Origin of the sequence: Pelomonas sp. Root1217, from assembly GCF_001425705.1 — a bacterium.
Lineage (GTDB): Bacteria > Pseudomonadota > Gammaproteobacteria > Burkholderiales > Burkholderiaceae_C > Pelomonas.
In genome coordinates this window covers 811,155-837,882 of sequence record NZ_LMDC01000001.1, presented here as the reverse complement: position 1 = coordinate 837,882, position 26,728 = coordinate 811,155, and the positions used below count along the sequence as shown (strand labels likewise).

Annotated in this window: 26 protein-coding genes; 10 read left to right on the top strand and 16 right to left on the bottom strand. The window is 67.3% G+C overall.

The genetic code is table 11. The features are described 5' to 3' along the window. Positions 1-57: 57 nt before the first annotated feature. The 9 genes from ASC95_RS32295 to ASC95_RS03785 form a co-directional block, all read right to left on the bottom strand. Positions 58-699 carry a hypothetical protein gene (locus ASC95_RS32295; protein ID WP_057296426.1) on the bottom strand — a complete coding sequence of 214 codons (642 nt, stop codon included), beginning with the start codon at positions 697-699 and terminating at the stop codon, positions 58-60. Positions 700-1,134: 435 nt separating this feature from the next. Beyond that, on the bottom strand, positions 1,135-3,969 hold the full coding sequence (locus tag ASC95_RS03820; RefSeq protein ID WP_057296425.1) for a TonB-dependent siderophore receptor: 2,835 nt from the start codon (positions 3,967-3,969) through the stop codon (positions 1,135-1,137). Between the two features lie 224 nt (positions 3,970-4,193). Beyond that, positions 4,194-6,041, bottom strand: coding sequence for a dipeptide ABC transporter ATP-binding protein (locus tag ASC95_RS03815; RefSeq protein ID WP_057296424.1), 1,848 nt, complete (start codon positions 6,039-6,041; stop codon positions 4,194-4,196). Beyond that, on the bottom strand, positions 6,034-7,473 hold the full coding sequence (locus ASC95_RS03810; protein ID WP_057296423.1) for an ABC transporter permease: 1,440 nt from the start codon (positions 7,471-7,473) through the stop codon (positions 6,034-6,036). Before ASC95_RS03810 ends, ASC95_RS03815 begins: the two co-directional genes overlap by 8 nt. Then, positions 7,470-8,453: an ABC transporter permease gene (locus tag ASC95_RS03805; protein ID WP_057296422.1), complete on the bottom strand. Its 984-nt coding sequence runs from the start codon at positions 8,451-8,453 to the stop codon at positions 7,470-7,472. The genes ASC95_RS03810 and ASC95_RS03805 overlap by 4 nt, the downstream gene beginning before the upstream one ends. Beyond that, complete coding sequence (locus tag ASC95_RS03800; RefSeq protein WP_057296421.1) at positions 8,453-10,642, bottom strand: ABC transporter substrate-binding protein; 2,190 nt, start codon at positions 10,640-10,642, stop codon at positions 8,453-8,455. Before ASC95_RS03800 ends, ASC95_RS03805 begins: the two co-directional genes overlap by 1 nt. Before the next feature lie 150 nt (positions 10,643-10,792). Next, positions 10,793-11,782 (bottom strand): LD-carboxypeptidase, encoded by a 990-nt coding sequence (locus ASC95_RS03795; RefSeq protein ID WP_082567459.1) that lies wholly within the window; start codon positions 11,780-11,782, stop codon positions 10,793-10,795. Then, positions 11,782-12,327: a tRNA adenosine(34) deaminase TadA gene (gene tadA / locus ASC95_RS03790; protein ID WP_057296420.1), complete on the bottom strand. Its 546-nt coding sequence runs from the start codon at positions 12,325-12,327 to the stop codon at positions 11,782-11,784. Before tadA ends, ASC95_RS03795 begins: the two co-directional genes overlap by 1 nt. 20 nt (positions 12,328-12,347) lie before the next feature. Beyond that, positions 12,348-12,851 carry a winged helix DNA-binding protein gene (locus ASC95_RS03785; RefSeq protein ID WP_235537677.1) on the bottom strand — a complete coding sequence of 168 codons (504 nt, stop codon included), beginning with the start codon at positions 12,849-12,851 and terminating at the stop codon, positions 12,348-12,350. Between the two features lie 57 nt (positions 12,852-12,908). Here ASC95_RS03785 and pxpB point away from each other — a divergent pair, with 57 nt between their 5' ends. From pxpB to ASC95_RS03755, 6 genes are read left to right on the top strand one after another with little or no spacing between them, the layout of a single operon-like run. Then, complete coding sequence (gene pxpB, locus ASC95_RS03780; RefSeq protein WP_057296419.1) at positions 12,909-13,568, top strand: 5-oxoprolinase subunit PxpB; 660 nt, start codon at positions 12,909-12,911, stop codon at positions 13,566-13,568. Beyond that, positions 13,565-14,497, top strand: coding sequence for a biotin-dependent carboxyltransferase family protein (locus ASC95_RS03775; RefSeq protein ID WP_057296418.1), 933 nt, complete (start codon positions 13,565-13,567; stop codon positions 14,495-14,497). Before pxpB ends, ASC95_RS03775 begins: the two co-directional genes overlap by 4 nt. Further along, a complete protein-coding gene (gene pxpA / locus ASC95_RS03770) occupies positions 14,482-15,216 on the top strand; it encodes a 5-oxoprolinase subunit PxpA (RefSeq protein ID WP_057296417.1) in 735 nt (244 codons plus the stop codon). The genes ASC95_RS03775 and pxpA overlap by 16 nt, the downstream gene beginning before the upstream one ends. Positions 15,217-15,230: 14 nt before the next feature. Then, positions 15,231-15,947 (top strand): DUF969 domain-containing protein, encoded by a 717-nt coding sequence (locus ASC95_RS03765; RefSeq protein ID WP_057296416.1) that lies wholly within the window; start codon positions 15,231-15,233, stop codon positions 15,945-15,947. Further along, positions 15,944-16,903 (top strand): DUF979 domain-containing protein, encoded by a 960-nt coding sequence (locus tag ASC95_RS03760; protein WP_057296415.1) that lies wholly within the window; start codon positions 15,944-15,946, stop codon positions 16,901-16,903. The genes ASC95_RS03765 and ASC95_RS03760 overlap by 4 nt, the downstream gene beginning before the upstream one ends. Then, positions 16,903-17,886 (top strand): DUF72 domain-containing protein, encoded by a 984-nt coding sequence (locus ASC95_RS03755; protein ID WP_057296414.1) that lies wholly within the window; start codon positions 16,903-16,905, stop codon positions 17,884-17,886. The genes ASC95_RS03760 and ASC95_RS03755 overlap by 1 nt, the downstream gene beginning before the upstream one ends. 1 nt (position 17,887) lies before the next feature. Here ASC95_RS03755 and ASC95_RS03750 read toward each other — a convergent pair whose 3' ends face one another. From ASC95_RS03750 to ASC95_RS30350, 3 genes are read right to left on the bottom strand one after another with little or no spacing between them, the layout of a single operon-like run. Then, on the bottom strand, positions 17,888-18,109 hold the full coding sequence (locus tag ASC95_RS03750) for a hypothetical protein (protein WP_057296413.1): 222 nt from the start codon (positions 18,107-18,109) through the stop codon (positions 17,888-17,890). 60 nt (positions 18,110-18,169) lie between these two features. Continuing rightward, positions 18,170-18,712: a 2'-5' RNA ligase family protein gene (locus ASC95_RS03745; protein ID WP_162250708.1), complete on the bottom strand. Its 543-nt coding sequence runs from the start codon at positions 18,710-18,712 to the stop codon at positions 18,170-18,172. Between the two features lie 4 nt (positions 18,713-18,716). Further along, positions 18,717-18,932: a hypothetical protein gene (locus ASC95_RS30350; RefSeq protein WP_057296412.1), complete on the bottom strand. Its 216-nt coding sequence runs from the start codon at positions 18,930-18,932 to the stop codon at positions 18,717-18,719. Positions 18,933-19,052: 120 nt separating this feature from the next. Between ASC95_RS30350 and nirK the strand changes: the two genes are divergently transcribed. From nirK to ASC95_RS03725, 3 genes are read left to right on the top strand one after another with little or no spacing between them, the layout of a single operon-like run. Then, entirely contained in the window at positions 19,053-20,486 is a 1,434-nt protein-coding gene (gene nirK, locus ASC95_RS03735; RefSeq protein ID WP_057296411.1) for a copper-containing nitrite reductase, read from the top strand. Further along, a complete protein-coding gene (locus tag ASC95_RS03730; RefSeq protein WP_057296410.1) occupies positions 20,486-21,214 on the top strand; it encodes a formylglycine-generating enzyme family protein in 729 nt (242 codons plus the stop codon). The genes nirK and ASC95_RS03730 overlap by 1 nt, the downstream gene beginning before the upstream one ends. After that, complete coding sequence (locus tag ASC95_RS03725; RefSeq protein ID WP_057296409.1) at positions 21,211-21,774, top strand: SCO family protein; 564 nt, start codon at positions 21,211-21,213, stop codon at positions 21,772-21,774. Before ASC95_RS03730 ends, ASC95_RS03725 begins: the two co-directional genes overlap by 4 nt. 3 nt (positions 21,775-21,777) lie before the next feature. Here ASC95_RS03725 and ASC95_RS03720 read toward each other — a convergent pair whose 3' ends face one another. The 4 genes from ASC95_RS03720 to moaA form a co-directional block, all read right to left on the bottom strand. Then, on the bottom strand, positions 21,778-22,221 hold the full coding sequence (locus tag ASC95_RS03720) for a hypothetical protein (protein WP_057296408.1): 444 nt from the start codon (positions 22,219-22,221) through the stop codon (positions 21,778-21,780). 35 nt (positions 22,222-22,256) lie between these two features. Further along, positions 22,257-23,699, bottom strand: coding sequence for a hypothetical protein (locus ASC95_RS03715; RefSeq protein WP_057296407.1), 1,443 nt, complete (start codon positions 23,697-23,699; stop codon positions 22,257-22,259). A 101-nt stretch (positions 23,700-23,800) separates the two neighbouring features. Further along, positions 23,801-25,006: a nitronate monooxygenase family protein gene (locus tag ASC95_RS03710; protein ID WP_057296406.1), complete on the bottom strand. Its 1,206-nt coding sequence runs from the start codon at positions 25,004-25,006 to the stop codon at positions 23,801-23,803. Positions 25,007-25,092: 86 nt separating this feature from the next. Continuing rightward, a complete protein-coding gene (moaA, locus tag ASC95_RS03705) occupies positions 25,093-26,193 on the bottom strand; it encodes a GTP 3',8-cyclase MoaA (protein WP_057297031.1) in 1,101 nt (366 codons plus the stop codon). Here moaA and ASC95_RS03700 point away from each other — a divergent pair. Next, entirely contained in the window at positions 26,192-26,728 is a 537-nt protein-coding gene (locus ASC95_RS03700) for a ribonucleotide reductase subunit alpha (protein ID WP_235537676.1), read from the top strand. The two genes, moaA and ASC95_RS03700, sit on opposite strands and share 2 nt — an antisense overlap.

Here is a 26,728-nt window from a genome sequence, read left to right as displayed (position 1 = left end):
TCTGTTTTGATACGGTTCTGGAAGCGCCGGTCTGGCGCCGGGTTCTAAGCAGGTCTCTTAGTCGATCTTGAACTGGAACTCCTGCTCGAACACGTGATCGCCCGGGCATTCGTAGGTGTCACGCAGGGTTGCCTCGACGGCCTGGATCAGGGCGCGCTGCGCCTTGCGATCCACACCGCCACGCAGCGACGTGATTTCAACAGCCGTGACGCGACCCGCCTTCACGGTGGCCACAGCCTTGTAGAGGGCTTCGCCGCTCCAGTTGACCGACGGCATTTCAGGCTTGCCCATCTTGGTGCAGACCATGGCCGCAGTGACCTTGGCGGGCTTGGCCACGGGCGGAGCCGCAGGGGCCGGCGGCGGTGCAGGACGGATTTCCGTCACGGCAGGCGGCGCAACCTGGGTGGACTGAATGGCCGGGGCCGGCGGCGCGGGTGCGGTCACCTGGAATTCGGGCGGCGGCACGAACGGCGGAGGCGGCGCCTTGAGATCCGGCGGCGGGGGCACCACCTTTTCAGGCGGCGGCGGCGGTTTGACCTTCTCTTCGATCACCTTCACGTCGATGGGGCCGGTGACCTTTTTGACGATATCGCGAGCCAGACCGCTGGCCAGCGCGTAGATGGCCACGACGTGGATCAGGACGACGATGCCAAAGCCCGTGAACCGGGATGCGCCCTGCTTCTCCTGCGCAAAATTCATGCGCGCTCCTTCTTGCAACTACAAATCACAGTCAATGACTCTTCTCGGACAAGCGGCCACCGCCACGGCGAAAGTTGCGCTCCTGCCGTGAACTGGTTCCCGAAGGGCGTGGATTCTAGATCGCGGAAACAACGATTCCGCCTCGTCGAAAACACGCAGTGCAGCCGGTGTGTAAAGGCTCTTTACACCTGCTCAAGGCAAAAAAAACGCCCGGTGGCAGTTGGCCGTCGGGCACGCGTTTCATCGCCACGAACCAAGTGCAGTGAGAAACCACACCTCCGGCCAAACCTGGCCATGCAGTCATCTTAGCTGTCGGTTTTGTCACGACTTCCTGGGGCTAACCCGGGCAAGTGCGACAGCCGGATTACATGCATCCCGACACAAAAAAGCCGCGCCTTTCGGCGCGGCTGATCTCAACAACCCATCAGCTCAAGCTCAGAAGAACCTGTAGTTGATGCGGCCGTAGAACTGGCGGCCGATCGGGTTGGTGTAGGTCGGGTCATAGCCGGTCTGGAAGTACAGGGAGTTACGCGACGACGGCGGATCCTTGTCCAGCAGGTTCTTCACGCCCACGGTAAGCGACAGGGCCTTCGTCGGGTTGATGCCGAAGGTGGCGTCCCAGGTGTAGTAGGCCGCGACCTTGCGCACCAACGGGTACTCGGCGCTGACCGCCGTCGGGTCGGTGTAGTCCTCGTAGCTGTGGGTGTAGTTATTGGTCAGGGAGGCGTTGAACATGCCGGTAGACCAAGTACCCGTGATGGCATGGCGCCAGCGCGGCACGGCACCAAAGTCCTTGAACTTGCCCAGGTCGCTGGTCTTCGCAATACCGGTGTACTGGTAGCCGTGCGTCATCATCAGGGCGCCGTCAAAGTTGAAGCCGACGGTACCCACGCCTGCCATCTTGGTGCGGTACTGGGCATTGAAGTCCAGGCCCGAGGCATAGGTCTTCGCCGTATTTTCATAGGGCAGATAGATATATGCCAGCGGGAAGTCCTTGTTTGTGCTGCCCTGGATGGGCTTGTTGAAGCCGCCCGGATCGTTGTCACCCTTGCTCGGATCGAAGCGGTAGAACTGCTGCGTGTACTTCGCGGCGTCACTCAGCACCTGGATTTCGGACTTCTGGACGATGGGGTCGGTGATCTGGACGTTCCAGTAGTCCACGCCCATCGTCATGTCCTTGATGGGCGAGAACACGATACCCAGCGAGAACTGCTTGGACTTCTCCGGCTTCAGATGGGGGTCACCCGCGGTGCCGGTGGTCAGCTGGACCGTGCATTCGTCCAAGAGGTCGCCAACAGGGTTGATCGTGTTGGTGATGGGCACGCCACCAGGGCAGCGGACCGGGTCACTCCAGTTGGCGGCCGTGTTGCCGCTGGTGGTCAGCGGACGCAGGTTCTCGTACAGCGTCGGGGCGCGATAGCCCTTGGCCACCGAGCCGCGGACCACGATGTCCTTGGTCGGCTGGAAGCGCACGCTGGCCTTGGGGCTGAAGTTGTTGAAGCTGGTGCCGAAGTCGTTCTTGTAGTTGTCGTAACGGGCTGCCAGGTTCACTTCCAGGTCCTTGATGACCGGGATGTTGACTTCACCGAAAACGCCGTAGACCTTGCGGCCGCTGCTCACGGTCGGAACGGCGCCGCCGCCACCGACTTCGTCGCCGGACTCGAGGACCGGGTCGGAAACTTGGTTCAGCTTCTCCTGGCGATAGTTGAAGCCCACAGCGACGGCCAGCGGGCCAGCAGCCATTTCCATGACTTCACGCGAAACCTTGAAGTCGAACTCGGTCGACTTGGATTCGGCGGCCTGCTGGCGCTCGCCAGTCAGCAGTGCGCTGTCCAGCAGCTTCTGGCTGGCGGCGTCCTGTGGGCCGAAAATGTTGATGTCGCCGGACTTGAGCAGCGGCTGCAGCTTTTCATAGCTGAACTTGCCCGGGCCGAAGTAGATCTCGCCCTTGTTGCGCGAGAAGGTCACGGCGGTGTCGTAGTCCCAGCCCGCCAGGGTGCCCTTGGCGCCCATCAGGAGGCGGTCGGTCTGGGTTTCGGTGATATCCGAACGTCCGCCGCCGGCAACGGTGCGCCAGTTGCCGCGAATCGGACCGGTCGGTGTAACGGCCATGTCGGCGGCCAGCACCGTGGCGGCAGTCAGCTTGGTGCCGTTTGGCATGGTGTAGCCGACTGGCAGTGTCATGCCCTTGGGCAGCGTGATGGTCTTGGGGTAGAAGCGGCCGGTGACCGGATAGGGGGCGACCTTGGTCGGGTCGGTATAAGGTGCGGGCGAGTAGTACGACTGCTGGCGGTCGCGGTTGTGCATGCCCTCGACGATCAGCTGATTGTCGTTGTCCAGTTGCACCACACCGCGGGCGCTGAAGTTGGCGCGCCACTGCTCGGGGATCAGGTCGATGAACTTGACGTAGTCGGTGCCGCACTGCTTGGGGTCGGCGGGGAAGCCGAACGTGCTCAGGCCGAACTCGGGGGCATTGCAACCGTTGTAGCGCAGCGGGTTGACGTTGGTGTAGGCGTTACCCAGGGTGTCGGTGAAGTTCAGGTTCGGGATGCCATTGCGGGGCGAGGACTTGTTGATGCCCAGATCCGGACGCACGGCAGTGTTCGCGAAGCTGCGATCCTTGGCCTTCAGCGGCGTCACGGATTCCTTGCTCGCCGTCAGCATGATGTTGTAGCGATCAGCGGCCAGGTCGCCGAAGCCAGCCACGACGTTGACGTTGCTGACATTGCCACCGCCCGGCTTGTCGGCCTTGTACTCGGCCCACGAAACCTCCGCGCCCTTGTAATCTTTCTTCAGGATGAAGTTGATGACGCCTGCGACGGCGTCGGCGCCGTAGGTGGACGAAGCGCCGTCACGCACGATTTCCACACGCTCCACCGCGCCCAGCGGGATGGAGTTCAGGTCGACAGGGTTGTTGCCGAACGCGAAGTTCGACATGCGACGACCGTTCAACAGGACCAGCGTGTACTTGGGGCCCAGGGCGCGCAGATTGGCCGTCGAGGCGCCACCGGTGGCACCGACGTTGTTCGCGACCACGCCGCCGCCGAAGCTGGACGGCAGCAGCTGCACGAGATCCTGCACGGTGGTGGCACCGGTGCGAGCGATCTCCTCCTTGGTGAAGGTGGTCATCGGCAGCGAGGTTTCGGCCGAGACACGCTTGATGCTCGAACCGGTGACTTCGATGCGCTCCAGCTTTTGTGCTTCCTGGGCCAGCGCGCTTGTTGCGGCCAGCGCCAGGATGGCGCCAGTGATGGTGGTTGTTTTAAACATTGACACTCCTGAATAGATGGATGCCCGCCGGTGTGGTGAGGCGGTGCTGGCCCGGGATGAGGCCAATCCTTGGCCTGAGCGATCGGCTCAGATTGGGGGTGGCGGAAGTTTGTGCGGCTGCAACATTGGCTCTGCCCCGTAGATGCCCCTAGGGCCGCCAGGGAAAGCTGCAAGCCTTTGATTTAAAAGGATTTCCAGGAGTTACGCCCCCTAGAGTAAAACCCCTAGTCGTTGTCCGCGCGCGACGAGCCGCCGACAAGGCGAGGTACCGCCCTTAGCAAAGCTTGCGTGAAACTTGCTGCTGGCTGTCTGAGAACTGTGTCGCAGCTTCCTCGTTCCACAACCCGGCCCGCCTGCATCACGGCGACCTCATCGGCGATGTACTCCACGACGCCGATGTTGTGCGTGATGAAGAGATAGGCCAGGCCCTGCTCGCGCTGCAGTTCGCGCAGCAGATTGAGGATCTGGGCCTGCACGGAGACGTCCAACGCCGACGTCGGCTCGTCACAGACGATCAGCCTGGGCTCGACCGCCAGCGCGCGGGCAATGGCGATGCGCTGGCGCTGGCCGCCGGAGAACTCATGAGGCCAGCGCTGCAGGGCGTCGCGGCGCAGGCCGACCTGGTCGACCAGGATGTGCAGGCGCTCGCGGCGCGCGGTGGCGTCGAGGTCCGGGCGCAGCGCGATCAACCCCTCCTCCAGCACGTCGGCGACACGCATGCGCGGATTCAGTGATGCGAAGGGGTCCTGGAAGATGATCTGGATGTGGCGCCGCGCCTGCTGCAGCGCCGGGCCGGCCAGCTTGAACAGGTCCTGGCCTTCGAAGAGGGCCTGGCCACTGATGCTGGCCTGGCGACGCAGCAACTGCACGATGGCCTTGCCCGACGTCGTCTTGCCACAACCGGATTCGCCGACCAGGGCCAGCGTCCGGCCGGAATGAAGTTGGAAGCTGATGCCGTCCACCGCGTTGAAATAGCGCGGGCCGCGGTGAAAGAGCGGCGCCTTCAGCGCGAAGCGCACGCGCAGGTCACGCACGTCGAGCAGCGGCTCGCCCTGCCCCGGCGATCCCGCCGCCCGAACCCTTGCGGTGACTGGCTCACGCGCCAGTGCCTCGCCCGGCTGGCTGTAGAGCAGGCAGCGCACCTGGTGTTGCGGGCCTTCTTCGGTCAGCGTAGGCGCGGTGGTTGCGCAGTGGCTCATGGCCCTGTCGCAACGCGGCGCAAAGCGGCAACCGGCGAATGCCATCCACAGCGGCGGCACCGTGCCGGCGATGGCCGCCAGCGGCTCGCCGCGCCGGACGGCACCGGGCAGGGCCTGCAGCAGCAACCGGGCGTAAGGATGCTTGGGCGCCGCAAAGAACTCGGCGGCCGGCGCCACCTCGATGATCTGGCCCGCATACATCAGCGCCACGCGGTGGGCCATGCCACTGACGACGGCCAGGTCATGGGTGATCAACAGCACGCCGAGCCGGCGTTCGCGTTGCAGATCGCGGATCAGGTCGAGGATCTGCGCCTGGATGGTCACGTCCAGCGCCGTCGTCGGCTCGTCGGCGATCAGGTAGTCGGGCTCAGCTGCCAGTGCGATGGCGATCATCACGCGCTGCTTCTGGCCACCGGACAGGCGGAAAGAGTAGTCGTCGATGCGCCGCTGCGGCTCGGGGATGCCGACCCGGGCCAGCCAATCGATGGCCTTGGCACGCGCCTCTTTGCCGCGCAGCGGCGTGTGGGCTTCGATCACCTCGACGATCTGGTCACCCACGCGCATGACCGGGTTCAGGCTGGTCGAGGGCTCCTGGAAGATCATCGACACCCGCCCGCCGCGCACCTCGCGCATGCGGCTCTCCGGCAGCGCCAGCAGGTCCTGCCCGTCCAGGCGCACGGCACCAGCGGCGATGCGGCCGTTCTCGGGCAGCAGGCGCATCAATGCCAGCGCCGTCATGCTCTTGCCGCAGCCGCTTTCGCCCACCAACGCAAAGGTCTCGCCGCGGGTCAGCGCGAGATGCAGGCCGTCGATGGCACGCACGAGGCCTGCGTCCGCATCCAGCTGAACCCTCAGGTCGTCGATCTCAAGCATCGACCACCCCCTTGCGCTGGAAGACGCGCGGCCGGGTGGAGCGGGCCTTGGGATCGAAAGCGTCGCGCACGCCATCGGCAAACAGATTGGCCGCCAACACCAGGCCAACCATGAAACCGAAGGCCGCCGCAAAGCTCCACCAGACCACCGGGTCGCGCGACATCTCGGCGCGGGCCAGGTTGATCATGCTGCCGAAGCTGTTCATGGTCGGGTCGACACCGACCCCGACGTAGGTCAGCACGGCTTCGTACAGGATGAGCTCGGAGAAGCTGAGCACGACTGTGATCAGCACGAGGTGCATGACGTTGGGCACGATGTGGCGGGCCATGATGGCCAAGTCGCCGACGCCAAAGGCCGTCGCCGCCTGCACATAGTCGAGCTCGCGCAGTTTCAGGGTCTCGGCGCGCACCAGGCGGCACAGGCCGGCCCAGCCGGTCAGACCGAGGATGAGGCAGAGCATCAGCATCTTCAGGTCCGAGCGCTCGGCGGCCGTCTCGAAGAGCTCAGGGTTCTTGTCCAGGAAGACCTGCACCATCAGCACGCATGCGGCAATCAGCAGCACATTGGGCACCGAACTCAGCGTCGTGTAGAGGTACTGGATGGCCTCGTCGACCCAGCCCTTGTAATAGCCGGCCAGCACACCGAGCAGCAGCGCGATGGGCAGCGTGGCCAGCGTCGACAGCGCGCCGATGACGAAGGCCGTGCGCACGCTCTTGAGGGCCTGCACGAGCACGTCGTTGCCGGTGCGGTCGGTGCCGAAGACGTGGTAGTGCGGCATCAGCGCGATGACGGGTCCGGCCAGCAGCGCGATGACGGCCAGCGTGATCAGCATGGCGCGCAGCGGATAGTAGGTGCGGTCGACGGCGAGATCGGCCAGCCCGTGGCGCCAGCCGCCGTGATGACGGGCCAGGGCCGCTGCGGTCAGCGCGACCATCACCCCGACGGCCAGCAGGCCGCCCGCCAGGCCCAGGCCAGCGCGCGCCGCAACGTCGGCCGACCATTGCGTTGCCGGGTCGGTCAGGTGCGCGCCACCGAACTGCAGGCGCGGGTAGTCGCGGCTCACTTGGCCGTGGGCGTCGGAGACGCTTTCCTTGTTGAAGCCACGCGTGCCCAGCGGCAATGAGTAGCTGACCTCACGCATGCCGATCTGGCGCTGCAGGACCAGGTCGAGCAGCGACAGCGTGCGCGTGTCGTAGACGGCGGCCTCACCTTGGCCCGACAGCAGCGCGTGTCGAAGGTGAATGCTGTCAGCCAGCGTGAGGAGCAGGAAGAGCGCCATGACAACGCCGGCACACGCGGCGACCGGATCACGCAGCACGCGCCGCCAGGTCGCACGCAGATGGGCCTGGCCCCTCACCCGCAACGCGTAGGCAAGGACAGCCGCTGCCACCAGCCACAGCGCGAGGTCGGTCCAGAGCAGCACCAGTTTCATGACAGCCTCACGCGCGGATCGACCCAGGTGTAGGCAATGTCGATCAACGCATTGCTGGCGATGTAGAGCAGCGCGCCGAGGAAGACCATGGAACGCACGATGGCGAAATCCTGGCCCGTGATGGCCTCGATGACGAAGGCGCCCAGGCCCGGGATGCCGAAGAAGCTTTCGAACACCAGGCTACCGAGGAAGACATAGGGCAGATAGCTGCCGGCGCTGGTGATGATGGGGATGAGGGCATTGCGCAGCACATGGCGGCTCAGCACCCTGCCCTCGCTCAGGCCCTTGGCACGCGCGGTGCGTACGTAGTCCTTGCCCATCTCCTCCAGGAACATGGCGCGGTACAGCCGCGCTTCGCCGCCCAGGCGCGACAGCAGCGACAGCAGGATGGGCAGGGCCAGGAACCTGGCCGCATCCAGCCCCGGCGCAAAGCCGTTCATCGGTACCAGCCTGAGGACACGCGCAAACAGGAACTGCCCGACGATGATGTAGAACAGGCTGCTGATGGACAGCATCAGCACGCACAGGACCACGCCCCAGAAGTCGATCCTGCTGTGCCGGAAGAACACCAGCAGCAGCGCGAAGGCGATGCTGACGATAACCTGCAGGATGAAGAGAGGCAGTGCCAGCTGCAGGCTGACGCCCATGCGCACCTTGATCTCGTGGCCTATGTTGACGGCCTGGCGTGCATCGCTCTTGCCGAAGTCCAGTGCGAACAGGCTGATGGAACGGTCCCACAGGATGGTGTGCGTGACGCGCTCCGCCCCAGACTTGCTGGCGTCGAAATAGAGCGGCTTGTCATAGCCACGCTCGGTCTTCCATTTCTCGATCTGGTCCTGCGTCACGCGCTTGCCGCCGATGTTCAGCCTTGCCATGTCGTCCGGCGTGTTGACCGAGAAGAACAGGAAGAAGGTGAAGAGATTGACACCGACGAGGATGGCCAGGCCATAGCCCAGGCGGCGCAGCACGAAGCCCAGCATCAGGCTTCCCTCACGGTGGCTTGTTCACGGGCTTGCCAGGCGCGACGGGTCGCGATGAAGATCGCCAGCGCGCCGCCCGCGAGCAGCAGCAGCGGCCACCAGACCGGCCGGTTCCACTCGGCGATGCTGCGCGTGCGCTCCTGCGCATCCACGCGCAGATAGCGGGCGCGGTCACGCACGACGACGCCCGGCTTGCCGTTGTGCACCCAGCGCTGGAAGGCCACCCCCGAGTAGCTCCAGAAGCCCCAGGCCCAGGGCGCATCCTGGCGCGCGATGTCGTTCATCTGCGCCATGACACGCGCCTTCTCGGGGCCGTCCTCCAGCGACTGCAGCTTGCGAAACAGGCGGTCGAACTCCGGGTTGACGTAGTTGGCCGTGTTCTCGCCCTCGTGCAGGCTCTTGCTGTTGGGACCGTAGAGCAGGAAAAGGAAGTTCTCGGCGTCCGGGTAGTCGGCGAACCAGCCCCACCAGAAGATCTGGTGCTTGCCCTTGAGGATCTTTTCCTGGAACTGGTTGAAGTCGGTCGCCCGGATGTCGAGCTGGATGCCGAGCTTGGCGAACTGGCGCACCATCCAGTCGTTCTCAGCCTTGAGCTCAGGCGTGATGACGCGCTGGAAGTCGTAATTCAGCACCAGCGGCTTGCCGGTCTTGGCGTCACGGCCGTCGGGGTAGCCGGCTTCGGCCATCAGCTTGAGGGCGTCTTGCAGCGGCCGGCGCACGGGCTTGCCGTTGACGAGTGTGTGCGTCACCGGGTTGAACTCACCGGGCTCGCCCTCCTTCGATCCGAACACACCCGGCGGAATGGGGCCGTGGGCCGCGTCGCCGCCCTTGTCGCGGAAGATGCGGCCATAGCCCTCCTCCCAGTCGATGGCGATGGAGATGGCCTGCCGCAGCGCGCGGTTGCGCCTCTGCCGCTCGGGCGTGTCGCCCTTGCCGACGACCGGGTCCAGCCAGTTGAAGCCGAGATACCAGCTGCTGATGTCGACATCCATCGGCAGCTGGAAGCCACGATGCTCGAAGAAGGCGCGCACCTCGTCGGAGTCGTCACGGTCGACGGCGAGGTTCACGCCCCAGTCGGCGCGATCCATCTCGGGCAGGTCGAGATAGCCCTGCTTGAACAGCTCCTTGATGGGCACCTTCTCCTTGACGTTGATCGCCACGACCTTGTCGACGAAGGGCACGCGCTTGCCGCAGTCCGCCAGCCGCCCGGCTTCGGCGTCACCGGGGCTGCCATCGCAGGGGTAGGTGTCGGGCCGGTAGTTGGGATTGCGGCTCATGACGTGCCGGCGGTCCTGCACGTACTCCGTCATCATGAAGGGGCCGCTGCCCACCGGCCACTGGTTCCAGCTCAGCGAATTGGCGGCCATGCCGGGCTGAGCATAGAAGGCGTCCACCTCCCAGGGGATGGCGGCCGTGAAGTTGGTGGCCAGCCAGTAACGCCACTGCGGGTAGCGGCCCTTGAGCCGGATGCGCAGCAGGTGGTCGCCCACGGCCTGCGCCCCGGCGAGCGGCCAGCGGCGCAAGTCGAGGAAGGGCTTGTCCGCCAGGCTCTCGGGCTGGCCGGCCAACTCGCTGGCACTCTCGCGCTTCATCTGCGCAACATAGTCCTTCAGGCCCAGGACATGCTCGGAGAACACAGCCTGGACAGGCGTCTCGATGCGTGGGTTGGCGTGGCGCTTGAGCGCATAGACGAAATCCTCGGCGACCACCTCGCGCGTGCCCAGCTGCTTGAAGTCGAAGGGACTGCGCTTGTCACCCAGCTCGCCGGGCTTGAGGTGGTGGTAGAGGTAATTTCCCCGGGCGTCTTTCGCAAAGGCCGGGTGGGGCGACCACTTCAGGCCCGGGCGGATGGAAACGTCGTAGACCGCCTCGGCGATCTGCTCGTCCGGCGCGTCGTCGGGCAGGCGCTGGCCCTTGGCATCGAGGTAGTAAGGCTGTGCCAGTTCGGCGGCGGAACGCGGGATCAGCGTGTAGGGCCGCTTGAGCGGGTGGTAGCCGTAGGGCGGCTCGCTGATCTCGTAGGTGTAGGTGCTCTCGGGCGCCGTGTACGACGAGGTCGGATCCAGGTAGCGCGGCGAGCGCTCGGCAAAGGCCATGTAGAGCGTGTTCTCGCGCTCGGCACCGAGCGGATGGGGGCTGTTGTTGCAGCCGGACAGCAGGCCGAACGCCAACGCGCTCAAGGCTCTCACCGCCCCACCGAAAACTCCCGCCACGCCGACACCTTCAAAAGACAAGCGCCCCGGCGGCAGGCCGAGGCGTTAGCGGGAATCATAGTCGGGCGCTCGTCTATACAACGCTGCCCGCCCCCGAGAAAGCGGCGTGGAAAACCCGGGGTGACTTCAGTGATGGTGATGGTCGTGACCGCAGTCGTCGCCGCAGTCCTCATCGTGGTCATGCGCGCCGTGCGCCAGGCGCGGGTCCGACTGCCAGCCCAGGATGGCCTCGCGCCGCTGCACATAGAGCTCCACCGTGCCCCCGACGGGCAGGCAGACCTTGGTGCGCACATGGCCGAAAGGCAATCCGGTCAGCACCGGCGTCTTGGTCCGCGCACGCAACGCTGCGACGGCGTCCTTGATGCCATAACCCCGGTCCAGCGGCGACTTGGCCGCGCCACTGAAGTCGCCCAACAGCACTGCGGCCTGCGCATCGATGACGCCGGCCTGCTGCAGTTGCAGCAACATGCGTTCGACGCGGTAGGGATGCTCGTTGATGTCTTCCAGGAACAGGATGCCGCCCTTGACCTTGGGCCAATGCGGCGTGCCGAGCAGCGAGCACAGCACGGTCAGGTTGCCCCCCCAGAGCCGCCCGCGCGCCTCCAGGCCATCGAAGCCACCGGTCGGTTCGCGGAAACCTACGGCCTCCAGCGCGCCGCTCATGGCTTCCAGGAAGCAGTCGCGCGTGATCTCGTCGACACCGCCATCGGCCTCACTGCGGCCGAAGTCGTCACAGGCCAGCGGCCCAGCCCACGTCGACAAACCCTTGTGGCGAGCGATCAGGCCGTTCTGCAGCCCCGTGAGGTCGCTGTAGCCGACCCAGCGCGTGCCCTGCTCGATGCTGCGCGCGATGCGGCCCCAGTCGAGCTGGTCGAGCAGGCGCGTCAGGCCGTAGCCACCGCGTGTGGCCAGCGCCACCGACGGCGCCGCATCGGCGATGCGATGCAGCGCGTCCAGTCGCGACGCGTCGTCGCCGGCAAAGCGCTGCTGCCGGGCCAGCGCGTTGGCATCGACGCTGACCTCGAAGCCAAGCTGCGTCAGCCGCTTGGCGGCGCGCTTCAGCGGCTCGGCCTTGGCCAGGGCACCCGAAGGCGTGAACAGCGTGAGTGAGGTCATCAGGATTCGTCCAGTTCGGTGGCTTCGCCGGTCGGGATCAAACCCTGACGTTCGGCACGGCGTGCACGTGCGGCCTCGCGGCGTTCGGTGAAGAAGTCGCGCAGCAGCTGTGCCGACGCGTCCGCCAACAGCCCGCCTTCTACGACGGTGTGGTGATTGAGCTGCGCCTGGCCGAACAGGTCGATGACCGAGCCGGCCACGCCCGTCTTCGGGTCGCGCGCCGCGAACACGACGCGCTTGAAGCGCGCATGCATCAGCGCCATCGCGCACATCGCACAGGGCTCCAGCGTCACGAAGAGCTCGCACTCGGGCAGGCGGTAGTTCTCCAGCAACGTGGCGGCGTGGCGCAACGCGACGATCTCGGCATGCGCCGTCGGGTCGTGCGTCGTGATCGGACGGTTGTAGCCGGTGGCGATGACCTGATCGCCGCGCATGATGACGGCGCCGACCGGGACCTCACCCACCAGCCAGGCGTTCTGCGCCTGGTCCAGCGCGAGCCGCATGGCGAATTCATCGGATGGCGTGAAGGTCGTCGGCTCGTTCATCGAGCCGGCAGTTTAGAGGCTCACAGTGAGGCCGCCGACCGCGACGCCTGGTCGTACAGGCCCGACAGCAGCCGCATCAGCTGAGCGCTGTCGCCGATGTCCTGGTTCTGCTGGCCGCTATCCGCCAGCGCCTCCATCAGGCAGCGCTCGCGCACCTGTCGGTAAGCCTCGCACAGGGCCTGCCCCTGCTCGGTCGTCGAGAAGAAGGCCTCCTTGCCAATCTTCTCGCTGCTAACCAGCCCCATGCCGACCAACTTGCGCAGCGAGTAGGCGACGACGTGCGTGTCCTCCACGTTCAGCACGAAGCAGATGTCGGCCAGCTTCTTCTTGCGGTCGCGGTGGTTGACGTGATGCAGCAGCGAGATGTCCAGCGCGGCAAGGTCTTTCATGCCGGCGGCCGCCATGCAGCGCACCATCCAGCGGTTGAAGGCATTGCTGACGACGATGAGGCCGAATTCGAACTCCGACAGCTCGGCGCTCTTTTCAGACACCAGATGCGAGGACGACACGATGCTGCGAACCATGATTGACATGATAAACACGTCTCGAATACAAATCGTATACGTTTTATTGAAATCCAAATGAGTAACGCGCCGCCCGATCTCCTCATTCGCCCACTTGGCGAAGCGGCGCTGTGCTGTGCGGTGGACGGCACGATTGCGCTCGAACACCAGCAGCGCATCTGGCAGCTCGCCGCCGCCTTGGCCCAGACCGAGGGCGTGCTCGGCCTGATCCCGGGCATGAACAACCTGACGCTGACCTTCGACCCGCTGCACGCCGACGGCGAGGCCATCGAACAGGCCGCACTTGCGCTGTGGGCGCGGCCGCTGCGGCGCCAGCAGGCCGGCCGCCTCGTCGAGATCCCGGTCCGCTACGGCGGCGAGCACGGCCCCGACCTGGGCGACGTTGCCGCGCATTGCGGCCTGTCGGTCGACGAGGTCGTGCAGCGTCACAGCCAGGCCGAATACATCGTCTACTTCATTGGCTTCCAGCCTGGATTTGCCTATCTCGGCGGGCTGGACGCCTCGCTGCACACGCCGCGCCGCAGTGAGCCGCGCGTGGCCGTGCCCGCCGGCAGCGTCGGCATCGGCGGCGCGCAGACCGGCATCTACCCGCTGGCCACGCCCGGCGGCTGGCAGCTGATCGGCCACACCGCCCTGCCCCTTTTCGATCCGACGGCCGAGCCGCCCACGCTGATGGCGCCGGGCGACCGCGTGCGCTTCGTGGCGGACCTCGCATGATCGAGTTGCTGCGCGCCGGCCCGCTGACCACCGTGCAGGACCTCGGCCGCGAGGCCTGGCGCGACCGCGGCATCAGCCGCTGCGGGGCGCTGGACGACATCGCGCTCGCCTGTGGCAATCTGCTCGTCGGCAATGCTGTCGATGCCGCCGGCCTGGAGTTCACCCTCGGCCCCGCCACACTGCGCTTCGATGCCGATTGCTGCATCGCAGTCACTGGCACCGATGCCGATGCCAGCCTCGACGGCCGCCCTCTGCGCCCCTGGTGGCGGCAGCGCGTGCAGGCCGGCCAAACGCTCAAGCTCGCCGCACCGCGCGAGCGCATGCGCAGCTATCTCAGCATCTCGGGTGGCATCGCCCTCCCCGCAGCATTGGGCTCGCGCAGCACCGACCTGAAGGCCGGCTTCGGCGGGCTCGATGGGCGTGCATTGCGCGATGGCGACGTTCTGCCGCTCGCCGTGCCGGAGCGCCTGCCTGCTCCCCGCATCGGCATCCACGCCCCGGACTGGGATGCGACCGTACGCGTACTGCCCGGCCCGGAATACGAAGAATTTTCGACCGCGGCGCGCGAGGCCTTCTGGGTCGCCGATTGGAAGTTGACGCCGCAGAGCAATCGCATGGGCTACCGCTTCGCCGGGCCCGAACTGCGGCGCGAGCGCGACACCGAGCTGGCCTCGCACGGCGTGCTGCCCGGTGTCATCCAGGTGCCGCCCTCGGGCCAGCCCATCGTCTTGCTGGCCGATGCGCAGACGACAGGCGGCTATCCCAAGATCGGCGTCGTCATCCGCGCCGACCTGTGGAAGCTGGGGCAGTTGCGCCTCGGCGCCACATTGCGCTTCACGCCCTGCACCACCGACGAGGCCATCGCCGCACTGCGCGATCGCCAGGCCACGCTAGCCCGATTGAGGACTGCCCTATGCATGTCGACCTGAACGCCGACCTCGGCGAAGGCGCACCCGACGACGCCGAGCTGCTGGCCCTCGTCAGCTCCGCCAACATCGCCTGCGGCTGGCATGCCGGCGATGCGCGGCTGATGCAGACGACCGTGGTCGCAGCACTGGAACGCGGCGTGGCCATCGGCGCCCACCCCAGCTACCCCGACCGCGAGAACTTCGGCCGCAGCGAGATGCAGCTCGCGCCGGCCGATGTGAAAGCCGACCTGATCTACCAGATCGGTGCCCTCGACGCGCTGGTGCGCGCGGCCGGCGGCCGACTGCATCACGTCAAGCCGCACGGCGCCCTCTACAACCAGGCCGCGCGCGATCCCGAACTTGCCTCGGCAATAGCCGCCGCCGTGTTCGACGTCAATCCAGCGCTGGCCGTCTACGGCCTGGCCGGCGGCGAGCTGCTGAAGGCCGCCGAGCGCGCCGGCCTGCGCGCCGTGGCCGAGGTGTTTGCCGACCGCGGCTACCGCGCCGACGGCAGCCTGGTGCCGCGCAGCCAGCCCGGCGCCTTCGTCGAGGACACGGCGCAAGCCGTCGCCCGCACGCTGCGCATGGTGCGCGAAGGTGTCGTGCAAGCCGTCACCGGAGAGATCGTTCCCTTGCAGGCCCAGACCATCTGCCTGCATGGCGACGGCGCCCACGCCCTCGCTTTCGCCCGGGCGCTGAACCAAGCCCTCACCCAAGCCGGCGTGCAACTGCGCCCCTGACCGGAGTCTTTTTCATGACTGCAGATGTTTCCCTGTGGCCGCTGATCGGCGTCGCCGTCGTCATCGTCGGCTTCGTGCTGCGCTTCAACCCCGTCCTGGTCGTCGCGGTGGCGGGCATCGCGACCGGCCTGGCGGCCAAGCTGCCGCCGGACCTCATCCTCGCCAAGCTCGGCACCGGCTTCGTCAAGACGCGCAACCTGCCGCTGACCCTGCTGCTGCCACTGCCCATCATCGGCCTGCTGGAGCGCCACGGCCTGCGCGAACGTGCCCAGGCTTGGATCGCAGGCATACGCTCGGCGACGGCGGGTCGTCTGCTCGTCGTCTACCTCTTCATCCGCGAGACCGCCGCGGCGCTGGGCCTGACGTCCCTCGGCGGCCATGCCCCGATGGTTCGGCCCCTGGTTGCGCCCATGACCGAGGCCGCCGCCGAGAAGACCCACGGCCTCGTGCCACAGGCGGTGCGCGACAAATGGAAGGCCATGGCCGCGGCGACCGACAACGTCGGCCTCTTCTTCGGCGAGGATATCTTTGTCGCCTTCGGCTCCATCGTGCTGATGCAGACCTTCCTGGCCGAGAACGGCATCGTCACCGACCCACTGCACATCGCGCTGTGGGGCATCCCGACGGCCATTGCCGCCTTCGTCATCCACGCCGCGCGGCTGATCCGGATGGACCATCGCCTGCCGCAGGACATCGCCCGCGCCCGTGCTGAAGAGGAAGCCAAGCCATGAACGCCCTCCTCAAGCTCGACCAGCTCTTCCTGCTGACCGGCGCCGCGCTGCTGATCGTCGCATGGCTGACCTGCCGCGACCGCAGCAACCCGCGGCGCTGGAGCAGCAGCCTGTTCTGGGCCTTGTGGGCCGTCATCTACCTGGTCGGCGACAACCTGCCGCCCGTCGTCTGCGGGTTGATCGTCCTCATGCTTGCCGCACTCGGCGGCCTGGGCGGCGTGTCCCTCGGCAAGCATGGCCAGCGGGAGCCCGCAGAGCGCCAGGCCAGCGCCGCGCGCCTGGGCAACAAACTCTTCCTGCCCATCCTGGCGATCACGACACTGGCCCTGGTCGGCACGCTGACCTTGAAGGACGTCCGCGTCGGCGGCCTGCTGCTCGTCGAACCCAAGAATGTCACGCTGATCAGCGTCGGTCTTGGCGCACTGGTCGGCCTGGTTGGCGCCTTGTGGATGACGCGCGAGCGCCCCATGCAGGCCCTGCGCGAGGCGCGCCGCCTGCTGGAGACCATGGGGCCGGCAGTCCTGCTGCCGCAGCTGCTGGCCACGCTGGGCCTGTTGTTCACCGACGCTGGCGTCGGCAAGGCCGTGGCCCATCTCACCACCAGCTATATCCCGGTCGACAACGCCTTGTTCGCGGTGGCGGCCTATGCCCTGGGCATGGCCCTGTTCACCATGGTCATGGGCAATGCCTTCGCGGCCTTCCCGGTCATGACGGCCGGCATCGGCATCCCCATCCTGCTTGGCATGCACCACGGCAACCCGGCTGTGATGGCCGCCATCGGTATGTTCTGCGGCTACTGCGGCACACTGATGACGCCCATGGCCGCCAACTTCAACATCATCCCCGCCGCCTTGCTCGAACTGAAGGACAAGAACGCCGTCATCCGCGCGCAATGGCCCACGGCGCTGCTGCTGCTGGGCGTCAACATCGTGCTGCTGAAATTCCTGATGTTCTGATGCAGGACGAGCTGTTTGGCGGCCCGCCTGAAAAGCGCCCGCGCGGCGTACAGCCCGCGCCGCCCGCGGCCGAGGACGAAGCCCTGGCCGCAGCGCTGTCGCCGCACATCCACCTCGGCACCTCGACCTGGAGCTACCCGGGCTGGGAGGGGCTGGTCTGGGCTGGCAGGCACAGCGAGGCGACGCTGTCCAAGACCGGCCTCACGGCCTATGCCGCCCATCCGCTGCTGCGCGCCGTGGGCATCGATCGCGGCTTCTACCGGCCGATTGCGGCCAGCGACTTCGAGCGCCACGCTCAGCAGGTGCCTCGGGGCTTTCGCTTCACGGTCAAGGCACCCAGCCTCGTCACGGATGCGCTGCTGCGCAGCGAGGACGGACGCGGCCAGGAACTCAACCCGCTTTTCCTGGACCCAACCGCGGCAATGCAGGATTTCATCGCGCCCGCCTTCGAAGGCCTGGGCAAGACGATAGGCGCGCTGGTCTTCCAGCTCAGCCCCTTGCCCGGGCCACTGCTTGCGCGTATGAGCGAGCAGTTCGACCGGCTGCATGCACTGCTGCTGGCCCTGCCCAAACCACCCGCCGGCGTCATCGCTGTCGAGGTACGCGACGCGGCCTGGCTATGCCCTGACCTGGTCGCCCTGCTGCGCGACGCGGGCGCGCGCTACTGCGTCGGCCTGCATCCCAAGCTGCCACCGCTGGCCGAACAACTGCCGCTGCTGCGTGCGCTGTGGCCGGGGCCGCTGGTGGTGCGCTGGAACCTGAACCGCCTGCACGGCCCTTATGGCTATGAAGAGGCCGAGAAGCGCTATGGCGAGTTCAACGAAATGCTGGACCCCGACTCCGAGACGCGCGCCGAACTGGCCCGCATCATCCGCGGCACGGCGGGCGCCGGGCAGGACGCCTTCATCACTATCTCCAACAAGGCCGAAGGCTCGGCGCCATTGAGCGTTCGGGCGCTGGCTAAAGCCCTCATCGACAGTTGACTCAGCGCTTGGCCGGCAGCTGGGGCTCCGGCAGATTGCCGCCCTCTGCTTCCCAGCGGCTGACATCTTCGCGATGCTGCTTACCGTCGTGGCGCACGCGGCGCTGTTGATGCTTCTGGCCCAGGTGCTGGACCAGCTTCATGGTCAGGGCCGAGGTGGCGAGGACGGCAAGGATGGGCTTGAGGATCATGGTGGCCTCCGCTGGCAGGGATTGATTGATCATGGTTGATTCGCCACCACGCGTCCGTCGGCCGGTGGCTTCAGCGCCTGTAGGAGCGGGCCCTCAGCCCTGCAGCGGCCAACGCGCGATGACGTCATGCCGCGTCAGGCCCTGAGGGCTTTTGACGAGCAAGAACTCGCTTGCTGTCCAACCCGTCAGGTCAACCTCCCAAGCCGGCGCCGGGCGCTTGTCGTAGCGCAGCGTCAGATGGGGCTCATAGTCCTTCGCGGCCGACAGACCATGAGCGATCAGTCGATCGGCCAGCGCGTCGCGCAGCTCGCGCACCGCCTCCAGGCTCTGGCCACCGGTCAGGACAAAAGGGTGCTGGCGTGCGCCTTCGCGGCCCCAACTGGCAAAGCGCTCGAAGCCGACATCAAAGGCCGGCCAGACAAGCTCGGCCGCAGCGCGCATTGCCCGCGCCACGAGCTGCGGGTTGGGCTCACCCTCGAAGCGGCCGAAGTAATGCAACGTGATGTGGAAGATGTGGCTCGGCCTGAAGCGCGGCACGAGGCCGCGCGCAACATGCTCGGCGGCAGCGGTGCGCGCGATGCGCTCGGCCGCCTCCTCGTCCGGCCGCAGCGCGAAGAAGAGCTTGTGGCCGGCCACGGTCTCAATTGGTGGCCGCGGAGGCCGCCTCGGCTGCGCGGCGGGCGGCCTCGTCGACGCTGTTCTGCACCTGCTCGCCAACCGCCTTTGGCATGGGCAGCGCGGCACTGGCTGCGGGCGAACCGGGCAGCGGTTTCAGCGCCGTGGCCTGCTTCTTGGCCAGAGACAGCACGATGGCCGCGACGATGACGAGGGCAAGGAGACTGAAGGCAGCTCGCATGGCAGAAAGGTGGGGTTGACCTGGCGAAGAGCATAGCCGCCAGGGCTCCCGCTTGATCCAGCGCAAGGCCGCACCTACCTGTGCTGCCTAGCATGGCCCGAACCACAACGGAGACCCGCCATGCTGCTGCGCCTGCTTCTGCTCGCCGCGATCACCACGTCCACGCTGGCCCAGGGCGCACCCGCTCTGCCAGTGGTACAGGCCCAGCTGACCAGCCCGCCGTTCGTGCCGCCACCGACCGGGCGCAAGTCGCCGGCCAAGGTGATCGTCGAGCTGGAGGTCGTCGAGAAAGAAATGCCCATCTCGGAGGGCGTCAGCTACACCTTCTGGACCTTCGGCGGCACCGTGCCGGGCAGCTTCATCCGCGTGCGCCAGGGCGACACGGTGGAGTTCCACCTGAAGAACCACCCCAGCAGCAAGATGCCCCACAACATCGATCTGCACGGCGTCACCGGTCCGGGCGGCGGCGCGGCCTCCAGCTTCACGGCGCCGGGCCATGAATCGCAGTTCACCTTCAAGGCCCTCAACGAAGGCATCTACGTCTACCACTGCGCCACCGCGCCGGTGGGCATGCACGTGGCCAACGGCATGTACGGCCTCATCCTCGTCGAGCCGCCCCAAGGCCTGCCCAAGGTGGACCATGAGTTCTACGTCATGCAGGGCGACTTCTACACGACCGGCAAGTACCGCGAGAAGGGCCAGCAGCCCTTCGACATGGAAAAGGCCATCGCCGAGCAGCCGACCTATGTGCTGTTCAACGGCGCCGAGGGCGCGCTGACCGGTGACAAGGCGATCAAGGCCAAGGTGGGTGAGAGCGTGCGCCTGTTCGTCGGCAACGGCGGCCCCAACCTGGTGTCGAGCTTCCACGTCATCGGCGCCATCTTCGACAACGTGCGCTTCGAGGGCGGCACGCTGGCGCAGAAGAACGTGCAGACGACGCTGATCCCCGCCGGCGGCGCGGCCATCGTCGACTTCAAGGCCAAGGTGCCGGGCAGCTATGTGATGGTCGACCACTCCATCTTCCGCGCCTTCAACAAGGGCGCGCTGGCCATCCTGAAGATCGACGGCCCCGAGGACAAGAGCATCTATTCCGGCAAGGAGGTCGACTCGGTCTACCTCGGTGACCGCGCCGCGCCCAACCTCGGCGCCGTGACCACCGCCACTGCGGCCGCCGCGGGCGGCACCCTGACGGTCAAGGACCAGATCGCCGCCGGCCAGGCGCTGTTCGCCGGCACCTGCTCGGTCTGCCACCAGGCCAATGGCGCCGGGCTGCCCGGCGTGTTCCCGCCGCTGGCCAAGTCCGACTGGCTGGCGCAGGACGCCAAGCGGGCCGTCGGTGTCGTGCTGCACGGCCTGTCGGGCAAGGTCAAGGTCAACGGCAAGGACTACGACTCGGTCATGCCGCCGATGAACCAGCTCAACGACGACGAGGTCGCCAACATCCTGACCTATGTGCTGAACAGCTGGGGCAACGCGGGCGGCAGCGTCTCGGCCGACGAGGTCAAGAAGCAGCGCGCCGCCAAGCCTGCCACCACCAATCAGGCAGCGCACTGATGGCCCTGGCCAGCGCGTTGCTGGGCCTGGCCGGCGCGGCCTATGTGGCCCTGCCGGCGGGCACGCTCAACAGCGTGCTGGCCCGCGACACCGACCGCGAGCCGACGCGCGTCGCGGCCTTCCAGATGCGCGAGACGCCCGTCACGCGCAACGAGTTCAGTCACTTTCTGTCCACCCACCCCGAATGGCAGGCCAGCCGCGCGCCTCAGGCCTTCGCCGGCGCTGGCTATCTGCACCACTGGGCCGGGGCCGGCGGTGACGACACCCCCGTCACCGAGGTCAGCTGGTTCGCCGCCCAGGCCTATTGCGAGTCCGAAGGCGGCCGACTGCCGACCTGGTACGAATGGGAATACGCCGCCGCGGCCGACGCCACGCGCGCCGACGCTCGCGGCGACCCGGCCTGGCTGGCGCGCATCCTGGGCTGGTATGCCCGCCCGGCCAACCGCGCGCTGCCAGCAGTAGGGGGCTCGGCGAACGTCTACGGCGTGCGCGACCTGCACGGCGTGGTCTGGGAATGGGTGGACGACTTCAACGCCCTGCTCGTCAACGCCGACAGCCGCAGCGCCAGTGACCCGGACCGGCTGAAGTTCTGTGGCGCCGGCGCCATCGACCTGCAGGACCGCCAGAACTACGCCGTGCTGATGCGCGTGGCACTGCTTTCCTCTCTCAGCGCGGCCGACAGCACCGGCAGCCTGGGCTTTCGATGTGCTCGCGAGGTGAAGCCATGAAGCGATTTCTGATCTGGGCCTGGCTGTTGCTGGCCGGCGCGGCCATGGCCGCCCTGCCCGGCGATTCGGTCTACCAGCTGGATGCCAGGCTGACCAACCAACAGGGCCAGGTGATCCGCCTGGATGGCGGACGCGGCCAGCCGGTGCTGGTCAGCATGTTCTACACCTCCTGCCAGTTCGTCTGCCCGATGCTCATCGACGCGGCGCGCGACACCGAGGCGGCGCTGACCGAAGCCGAGCGCAAGCGCGTGAAGGTGCTGCTGATCAGCTTCGACCCGGCGCGCGACACGCCGGCCAAGCTGGAAGCCATGGCCAAGGAGCGTGGCCTGGACGCCTCGCAATGGACGCTGGCCCGCACCGACCCGGCCACGGTGCGCAAGATCGCCGCGCTGCTGAAGTTCCAGTACCGCGCCCTGCCCGACGGCGAGTTCAATCACAGCGCGGAGCTCATCCTGCTCGACGGCGAAGGCCGCATCACGGCGCGCACCTCCATGCTGGCCGGCGCGGATGCAAACATGGTCAACGCGATCCGCAAACAAGTGGCGGCGCGCCAGCCCTGAGGCTCAGCGGCGGCGCGTCGACACCACGAAGCGAACCAGCCGGCGCTGCGCGTCCGCAGTGACGCCAAAGGACAGCGTGCCCCAGTCCCGCTCGTACACCAGATAGACCGGCACGCTGCCAGGGCGAAAGCGCGGCGACGGAATCTCGGTCTTGAAGTCGAGCCCGTAGTGCGCGCCGATGGCCGTGCCGTCGATGCCCCCGTCCCCGCGCGGTGTCGCGCTGAGGAAGATCGTGCCGTCGCCTATGTCGGGGTCGGGCATGCGCAGGTCGATGACCTCATACGCCCCGCCCTTGCCTGCCGCCGCCGCCCAGGCCTCGACGGCGGGCGTGTCGGCATCCGGGTCGCGCACGAGGGTGACACCCAGGAGGTGCCCGACCTTGTCGGGGGCCAGCGCCGGCTCGGCCAGCAGCTGGTCAATCGTTGCAAAGAGGTTCGGGTCGCTCATGGCTGGCGCTCTCCAGGGTGCTGGGCTTGGCGGGGTCAGGGGAAGAGGGTCACGCCGCTCAAGTCAGCGTAATCGAGCTGCTTGGCCGGATCGGACGCATGGGCACTGTTCCAGGTGTCGATATGGCCGCGGCCATAGTAGGTCTTGTAGTCTTCATGGGTCGTGCTGGTGATGAGGTCGCCGAACTCCTTGGCCATCTCCTGGCGCGCGGTGGCCTCGTCGATGTCGCCTTTTTCCAGCTTGTCGTAGATGGCCATGAACTTGCCGGAGGCGTCGGCCGGCACCTCGCTCACCACGCCCTCGGCCGCATGCTCCTTGGCGGCCCGGCAGGCCACGAGCTGGGCTTCGCCTTCGTCGATGAAGTCCACCTCGGTGGCCTTGCGCACATACTCCAGCCCGTCCGCCACGCTGTTCAGCGTGGGCTTGGGCGGCGGCGTGAACAGCGCGTGGCCGGTCTCATGCGCGAGACCGCCCAGCGCCTCGTCGAGCGGGTCGTTGGGGTCGATGGCGATGGTCTTGTTGACCTTGTCGCAATAACTGCCCCCGCCCGGCTCGTTGAGCTTGATGACCCATTTGTCCTGCTGCAGCTTGACGATATTGGTCTTGAGCGTGGGCGACTGGGCCAGCTTCTCGTTGATCCCCTTGAGCCCCTTCTTGATGGTCTTGCTGCCCTTGGGCACCTTTTCCAGCGGGGTTTCGGCCAGCTGGTTGGTCTTGTCGACCACGGTCTGGGCAAACTTCTTCAGCTCGCTGTCAGACATCGCCTTGTCGGTCTTGCCGAGCTGGTCCTTCAGCGCCTGGTCGAGGATGCGCTTTTGCTCGCCGTTGAGCTTGGCGGAGCCCTTGAGCTTGCTCAGCTCGGTGCCCGTCGAGCCGAACTTTGCCGTGCCGCTGTCGACATTGGCCTTGCGCGCCACTGCCTTGGCGTAGTCGGCCACGGCGGTCTTGAATGCCGGCAAGGCCTTGATGGCGTCGACATAGGCCGTGATGGTCTTGGGATCGGCAGGCAGCTTGGCCTGGGCCTGGGTGACCGCATCGAATGCAGCCGCCAATCCGGTCGGCGCCGTCGCTGGCAGGGCCTTGAGCGCCTTGTCGATCTCCGCCTTGGCGTCGTCGTATTTCTTTTTCAGCTGCTGCACGGCCTTGGTCTCGGCCTTGAGATAGTCGGCCACCTTCCTGGCCAGCACGTCCAGCGCCTTGACGGCCCGGGCGCAGTCGGGCAGCGTCTTCGGGTCAGCCACCAGGCCATTGCGGGCACTCTGCACGGCGGCATGCGCCGACTCCACGCCGGGCGGCGCCACGCCGGGCACCTTGGCCAGATCATCCTGCTCGAGCTTGAGCTTGGCAGCGTCGTACTTGCTCTTGGCCGTGGCTACCGGGTCGCTCTTCGCGGGCTTGGTGTCGACCGATTCCAGCACCTCGCGCACGGCGGTCTTGCCGCTTCCCTGCTTGGGCAACTGGTCGGGCGGCGTGGACATGGAGAGCGCTCCTTCGGGGCGTCAAGGCCGCAGGGCTTCCGGCGGGATGGGGCGCGAGGATAGGAGCTCCCCGTGACAACGGTCAAGCCAGGACACCGGCATCACGCAGGAGTTCCAACGGCGATGCCGGGTGTCAACAGGCGCTCCAGCAATTGCCGCACGCTGGTGATCTGGCTGCCGAAGGGCAGCCCGCCGCGGCCGCGGAAGAACAGGCCCTTGTTGACCTCGCCGCGCAGCGCCGAGCCCAGGCGCTGGTCAATGCAGAACTGGCCCCAGCCCTTGAGGCCGTCGCGCAGGCCGCATTGCCCCAGGCAGTCGAAGGCCATCGTGCAGCGCTGCTTGAGCTGGGCCACGGCCTGCAGGCGCTCCTCGGCCTTCAGGTATTTGCGCAGCCACGGCGTCATCACCGCGCGGGCGGGCAGGCCGGCCACGCTGGTGAACTCGACAAGATCCTCGTCACGCGCCTCCACCAGCACCTGCTTGAAGTTGGGGTGGGCGTCGCACTCCTCGGTGGCGACGAAGGCCGTGCCCAGTTGGGCGGCGTCGGCGCCCAAGGACTGCAGGCGCTGGATGTCCTCGCAGCTGCGCACGCCGCCGGCGGCGATCAGCGGCACCTGGCCCTCCACGCCCGCGTCGCGGATCAGCTGGCGCACCGCGGGCAGCACGGTCTCGAAGTCGAAGCGCGCATCGCCCAGGTCGGCCACACGGGCCGCGCCCAGGTGGCCGGCCGCGTGGCCCGGGTGCTCGATGATGATGGCGCTGGGGAGGCGCTGGCGGCGCTCCCACTTGCGCCACAGCAGCGCCACGCCGCGCGCGTCGCTCAGGATGGGCACCAGCGCCGTGTCGGGGTGGTCTTGCGCCAGTTCGGGCAGGTCCAGCGGCAGGCCGGCACCCACCACCAGCGCGTCCACGCCCTCCTGCAGGGCGGTGCGTACCGAGGCCGCGTAGTCGCTCACCGCGCGCATCACGTTGACGGCCAGCACGCCGCGCCCGCCGGCAATCTCGCGGGCCTGGCGGATCTCGCGCGCCAGCGCCTCCTGGTTGGCCTGCTGGATGACGGTCTTCTTGTTCTCGTCGCTATCGCGCATGCCTTCGCTGCGGGCCATCAGGTCGGGGTGGTGGCGGCGCAGGTCCACCGAGGCGATGGTGCCCCAGGCGCCCTGGGCGGCGACGCTGCCGGCCAGCCGGTGGGCAGAGATGCCCACACCCATGCCGCCCTGCACGATGGGCAGCAACTGTCGGCCACGGATCTGCAGGGGTCGGAGGCCAGCCGTGGCTAAACGGTCGAACAGCGAGGAAGTGGTCATGGCTTGGCGGATGAAGGGCGAAAGGGGCGATGCTGGGCGAAAGCGCCTCGCACCGCTTTGATCTGGTGCAAGGTCTGGTGGATTCGTCAGCCGCCCAACACATGCATGTCGGTGCGCTCGGGCTGAAGAAGGCGCAGCCGTTCGCGCTGCTCGGAGTAGGCGTCGCCGCGCTGCGCCCAGATGCCCGCCAGGTGCTCCCGCAGCTCGGTCTCGCCGCCCCGGGAAGCGCGCAGCAGCGGGCGCAGGTCGTGGCCCTGGGGCGCGAACAGGCAGGTGAAGAGGCGGCCGTCCGCCGTCAGCCGGGCGCGCGTGCAGTCGCCGCAGAAGGCGTGGCTGACGCTGCTGATGAAGCCGATCTCGCCCGCGCCGTCGGCGTAGCGCCAGCGCTGGGCCGTCTCGCCGCCGCGCGTGGCGGGCAGGGGCAGCAGCGGCCAGCGGGCGGCGACGCGCGCGCGCAGTTCGTCGCTGGGCAGCACCTCGTCCATCTTCCAGCCGTTGTGGCAACCGGCGTCCATGAACTCGATGAAGCGCAGCACCACGCTTGAGCCAAAGTGCTCGCGGAAGTGCCCGGCCAGCGGCAGCGCCTCGCCGTCGTTGACGCCACGGCGCACCACCATGTTGACCTTGATGCGCTCGAAGCCCGCGCGCTGTGCCGCTGCCAGCCCGCGCAGCACCTCGGCCACGGGGAAGCCGACGTCGTTCATGCGCTGGAAGACGGCGTCGTCCAGCGCGTCCAGGCTGACCGTGAGGCGATTCAGGCCGGCGTCGCGCAGCGTCGCCGCCTGGCCGGCCAGCAGGCTGCCGTTGGTCGTCAGCGCCAGGTCGGGCGGCGTGCCATCCAGCGTGCGCAGCGCGGCCAACTGGCGAACAAGCCCGGCCAGATCGCGGCGCAGCAGCGGCTCGCCGCCGGTCAGGCGCAGCGTGCGTACGCCCAACGCCAGAGCCTCGCGGGCGACCTGGGTGATCTCCTCGAAGTTCAGCAGCTGCGCCTGCGGCTGGAAGCGGTGGCCGGGGCCGAAGCGGCTGCGCGGCATGCAATAGCTGCAGCGGAAATTGCAGCGGTCGGTCAGCGAAATGCGCAGGTCGCGCCAGGGGCGTTGGCGGCGGTCGCGCAGTTGGCCCTCCAACGGCACTGCCAGGGGCGCTACGCGGGGCATCCATAGCAAAGGGGCGGTCCTTGCATCCATGCCGGCATTCTGGGCAGCGGCCCCGGCCCAGCGCATCCGGCCGTGGCATGACGAGGGCGGCGGCGACCTACTCCTTTCGGGCGATGGCGCCCTCGTTCGCCCGCCGCGCACGCCGCTGCGGCAGCGCGTTACGGTGTCGGCCATGAACATCGAGCATTTCAACGACCTGCTGGCCATGGCCCGTGCCCAGCCCGAGCCGCAACGGCTGCTGATGGTTTTCACCACGGCCGAATGCGAACCCGACGCAACGCCCGAGCAGCGCGCCGCCCATGCCGCCGGAGAAGGCGGCGTGCTGCGCCCGCTGATGTGCGTGGACAAGGACCCGGCCGAGTTGCAGGACTTCGCGACGCTGGCCGCCGAGGCGCGCCATGCCGGCCCGGCCTGGCAGCTGATGTTCACCGCCGCCCTGGCCGGCCGCACGACCACGAGCGAGATCCAGCGCATGTTGGAGCTGCTGACCAAGCGCGTGGAGACTGGTGAGTTCGGCGGGTTGCTGCCGTTCAATCCCGCTGGCGATGTGGTCCTGATCGACTGA